Below are 4868 nucleotides of genomic sequence, written 5' to 3' on the forward strand. Positions count from 1 at the left end.
ACTCATTGAAAAAATTACTGCTCAGCATTTAGTTATCGGGATCGACATCGCCCAGCAGATGCATGTTGCGCGCGCTGTAAATTTCCGTGGCATCATCATCGGAGACTACCTATCCTTTTCTAATGACGAGGAAGGATTTCACCATCGTTTGAGTGCAGCCATCGTCGGGATGGAGCCAACCGGACACTACTGGCTTAACCTATCTCGGTGGCTCACAGAACGCCATTTTGAAGTCGTTTTAGTGAATCCGCATCTCGTGAAAAAAAACAAAGAAAATCGCGACAATACGCCTTCAAAGAGTGACCGGAAAGATGCACTCGTTATCGCCGACATGATCAAGAACGGTTACTACTCGGTAACACGTACGACTCCCGAAGCCTTCGAGGATCTACGTGTGCTTCTCTCTAACCGCGACTTCGTCGTCAAACGACTTGTTAGTGCCAAAAACCAGATACACCGCTGGGTTGACGTTGTTTTCCCTGAACTACGTCACGTATTYAAGGACATCACCTGTATCGGTTCCCTGGCAACGCTTCGCCTCTTTCCTACTCCAGCGGAGATCAGTAAGCTACAGACCCAGAACCTAATTCAGGGATGGAAAACCATCATGAAACGGCACTGCGGTGCTAGAAAAGCAAAAGCACTCATCGAGATTGCCAACCATTCAGTAGGATCTCAGTCAGCTTCTCATTACTACAAGCTCCACTTGAAACAATTRCTCGCCGAGTATGACCTTGCTTGCGMACAACTGGAGGTTGTGGAGAAGGAGATTTCAACCGTATTAGAACGCATTCCCTTTGCAAAATCCATCCTCGCRATTAAGGGGATTARTGTCATTTCATTAGCTGGTATATTGGGTGAGGCTRGRGACTTAAGCGGATTTGTTCACGGAAATGCCTTGCTGCGCCATGCCGGACTCAACCTCGCAGAAGCRAGTTCTGGCAAATGGACCGGGCAAATGAAGATTAGTAAACGCGGACGATCCCGCCTACGGCGCTTCCTCTTTATGGCCACTATGAGTTTGGTCATGAACAATTCAGAGTTTCAAGCGATGCATGCATACAATGTGCAGGTTAAGAAGATGAAGAAAATGAGGTCCATTATGAAACTATGCGGTAAATTGGCYAGAATACTAGTCGGAATGGCTCGTAGCGGTAAAGCCTACATGCCACATAAAACGTTACCACTCTTACAAGCAGCTTAACCATACAACCCGTTTCGTTGTACRAGTWTTGGCTTATTCGCAGGATTTCAAAGAAAGCACGGAGTACCGGATGCATTAAACCAAAGGGCACCGACCCGTACCGTTAGCAAGACCGGCCTCCACCCCTTGGATAGGCGTAACGAAGGAATGAGAGGGCATAGACCCGTTAAGACATGGGAGTGAAAACCTCCAAGGGTGGCGTGGAGAATGCGTGCAGTAAATSGAAGTATATAGGACGGTTATATCCCTCCTCTATTCCCGTGCGYCTTCATGTTACCGAAGTCTAACAGGGTATTCCCTTCATGTCTTCCCCCCCTTACTATCCGGGCGAAATCCTGCGAATAAGCGAGCATTCGTGAGAAAATTATAAATTTCCTCCTCATATCTCAATTTTCTTTCTCTCTCTTCATCACCCGTGTTCATTGAATCCCATATTTCAACGAATTCGTAGCCCTTAAAAGGCGATTTTTCAATAATATCTTTTAAAGCGTCAGTGACATATACAGCTATCATTCTATGTTGAGGGATTTTAAAAATATATTGACCCTCCAACTTACTTTTATCGAATTCAATTTTTATAATTGAACCATCTTCAATTATAGAATTATCATAATCGATACAATCGATCACATTAGTCACGTTTAAACCACATATGTCTTGTTTCAATTTGAAATCAAGAAATTGCACACTTTTTTTAATGAATGGAGAAAGAAACTCCTTTGTTTCCAAAGAAATAATAGGTATCTCAGGCAAAAAACCATAAAAATCATTGTATTTACCTTTCTTCACCACTTTCATTTCAATAGGAGTAAAATCATCTATTTTCCCTTCAAAATTAATAATTCGCAGTTGATCATTTTTAACCATTAATATTGTGGCATTTGAACTATAAAGTAATCTCCAAACTTTCATATTGTTCATCCTTTCATTCTGAAGTCCCAACCCTCATTTTTCCTGTAAGTAATTCGACTAATGGAGCAGCAGCCGCAGCAAACTGCTCCTTGATTGTTCAACTATCGTGTCCCGTTAATTCAATCAAGCCACTTTATAGCTGCATGCTTATAAATTGAATCAGAAAGAAACTCCTCAAACGTATCAAAGAGCGTAATTATCCCCTTAGTACTTCCCTCGTACCATTCTAAAATCGGTGGATTATCCCCTACACTTAACACAAAAAATTTAACTTCATAGCCCTGATGCATTGAGAATACAAAAGAACTCTCAGGCATTAATATCAGGTCATTATTCTCGCGCAATAATTCCTTGGCCGCATACTGAAGTTCCTTTAATTGTGAATACTTCATATCTGTACCTTGAAACAATCTTCCCGAATTATGACCAACAGCAAGCAAGTATTGCCGATAAGACTCCGGTAACTTGATTGCCAATTCTTGCTCAAGTAACTTTATTTCTGTTTCGCTACACCCTTCAAATGGACGAACAGTATGTAAATTCTTATCATACAGAAGCTTTAACAAATGATCACTTTTCACTAATAAACCTGCTTCCTAGTGGGATAACTCATAATTCGGGAAGAACTTAAATAATTCCTTCATTAACGTAACCTCCCTCTATGGAGAATCACTTTTCTCTTAAATACTCACGTTTTCTTAGTATATTAACCATGTTTGCTCATTACAGATAACACTTCAGTGGAACGAAGTTGTAGATTAAGAAATTTATGGGACTGGTAAAAGTGCAAAAAAGTCTCCACCTAGACCACTTGCTGTAAAAAGTGGTTTCTCCGGTAAAGTTTGGTTGCACCTTTGGATCTCCACATGAGCTCATGGCGGTCAACCCTCCCACATCTCGCAGAGTCTACGCTCTCACATTCCTTCATTCAACCTGTCCATGAGGTGAAGGTCAGATATGCTGCCCGGCAGGATCTTCGTCCGTATGGATTGTGCCGTTCCGACTCATCCGTGCTTCTTGTTATCTATCTTTTGGTTTAGGTCGTTATCTTTGGAAAACGTTCTGTTAAGCCGCTTGTGGTAATTCTACACCTCGAGGGATATCCTGCATCATCTTTTCTTCCCTGAACTCATGTCCCTTTTTCAATATGCCGAATAGGATGCGTATGAGTTTGTTACACAATGCGATGAGAGACTGCATTTTCTTCAACGGATTTCTCGACCGTTTGGTGTAGTACTCGTGCAAAGCTCGGAAGGCTGCGTTTTTTGCGACCAGCGGCATCATCACTCTAAAGAGTAAGGCACGAAGGCGTTTCCTACCTCTCTTCGTTATCCTAGTCTGTCCGGTATGTGTGCCTGATGAATTTGTTTTCAAATTCAATCCAGCGAGCTTCGTGATCTGTTTGGGATGTCGGTACTGACTAATATCGCCTACCTCAGCTAGAAAGCCCGCGATGGTGTCTCTTCCAATCCCTTTCATGGCCAACAATTGTTGTACATGTGGGATCTGCTTGAGTAATTCTTCCAATTTTGTTTCCAGTTCTTCCAGTTTTCTATGAAGCCATTCGTACTGGTTCAGCAGCACCTTCAACTCCATTTTAGCCAACTCTGAACCTTGATGGATACCAACAGAACGGCTGGCTGCTGCCTTCAGATTCTTGATTCGGCCTAGACCAAGCCCACGCTTTGCAGCTTCTCTCAGATGCTGCAGCAGGATCTCCTCTGGTACGGAAACAAGCTCATGTGGCAGTAGATAGAGACTTAGCATTTGGATGGCTGACTTGCATTCCCAATCCTTAAATACCGTCAGAAACTCGGGGAAATACCGATCTAGCCAGTTATGGACACGTGCTTGCACAACGCAAAGGTCAGTTGTCAGGTGCTCGCGAATTTTCATGGCTTCCCGCAGTTCAGCATAAACGCCCTGTGGAAGGCTAGGTACAGCGTATCTCCCATCTTTGACCAACTGTGCAATCACTTTAGCGTCCTTGATGTCATTCTTCGTCGGAGAATTGTCATCAAGCTCTTTGCTTTTCTTCACGTGTAGTGGGTTTACAACACCATATTTAACTTGTTGCTCTCTAAGATAATGAGCTAAGTTTAACCAGTAGTGACCAGTCGGCTCCATGCCGACCATGACGTCCTGAAGCCCTTGTTCCGCAACAATCTTTTGGAACCAACTAATGAATAATTCAAAACCTTCTCGATTGTTTTCAAACGTGATCGATTTACCGAGCTCGACTCCGTGATAGTCTTGTGCCCTGGCCACATGTTTGAATTTAGCAATGTCGACTCCGACAATTAAAGTAGAAGAAGTGATTTGATTAATTCGTTCATTTTGAGTAGAATGCTTGTTGTAGTCTCCTTGGTTTGTATTTGGATCCAGTAGCTAGCCAGCATTATGGACCCATTAACATCATACCAAGGAGTCTTTTTATTTCTCAAACCTCGTATTTCTTCATAATAGGAATGCTGCCCGTTAGTATTATGAGGTCACCAGAAATTACTGGTCGACCTCATTTTTGTGTGGTCGTAAGATAGCGGTAGCTCGGGATCGAACGTTTCTGCCCGTGAGACTTGGATCTCGAGAGCTATTCCGTTCATCCCCCTACTTGTTAAACCATGATTAGGCTAGTTGGGGCATGACCCCGAATCACATGCGATAATGTGGACGACAAGAAGGTTAGGGGCTTCCGGCGAATATATAACAAGGAGTGGTTACATGAATCCTGTCATCGGACTGGATGTTTCCA

4 protein-coding genes are annotated in these 4868 nt (G+C 43.0%); 1 reads left to right on the forward strand and 3 read right to left on the reverse strand.

The features are described from left to right. A partial coding sequence (locus AC1DPK_RS33935) for an IS110 family RNA-guided transposase (protein ID WP_477513005.1) occupies window positions 1-1204 on the forward strand: 1204 nt, incomplete at its 5' end. A 300-nt stretch (window positions 1205-1504) separates the two neighbouring features. Here AC1DPK_RS33935 and AC1DPK_RS33940 read toward each other — a convergent pair. The 3 genes from AC1DPK_RS33940 to AC1DPK_RS33950 all read right to left on the reverse strand — a co-directional run bounded on the left by AC1DPK_RS33940 (window position 1505) and on the right by AC1DPK_RS33950 (window position 4501). Next, window positions 1505-2116 carry an imm11 family protein gene (locus AC1DPK_RS33940; protein ID WP_477513006.1) on the reverse strand — a complete coding sequence of 204 codons (612 nt, stop codon included), beginning with the start codon at window positions 2114-2116 and terminating at the stop codon, window positions 1505-1507. A 119-nt stretch (window positions 2117-2235) separates the two neighbouring features. Then, window positions 2236-2697, reverse strand: a complete 462-nt coding sequence (locus AC1DPK_RS33945; protein ID WP_441887194.1) for an SMI1/KNR4 family protein — start codon at window positions 2695-2697, stop codon at window positions 2236-2238. Window positions 2698-3181: 484 nt separating this feature from the next. After that, entirely contained in the window at window positions 3182-4501 is a 1320-nt protein-coding gene (locus AC1DPK_RS33950; protein WP_441887206.1) for an IS110 family RNA-guided transposase, read from the reverse strand. Window positions 4502-4868 lie beyond the last annotated feature (367 nt).

It is taken from the genome of Paenibacillus sp. 01T424 (genome assembly GCF_056398745.1).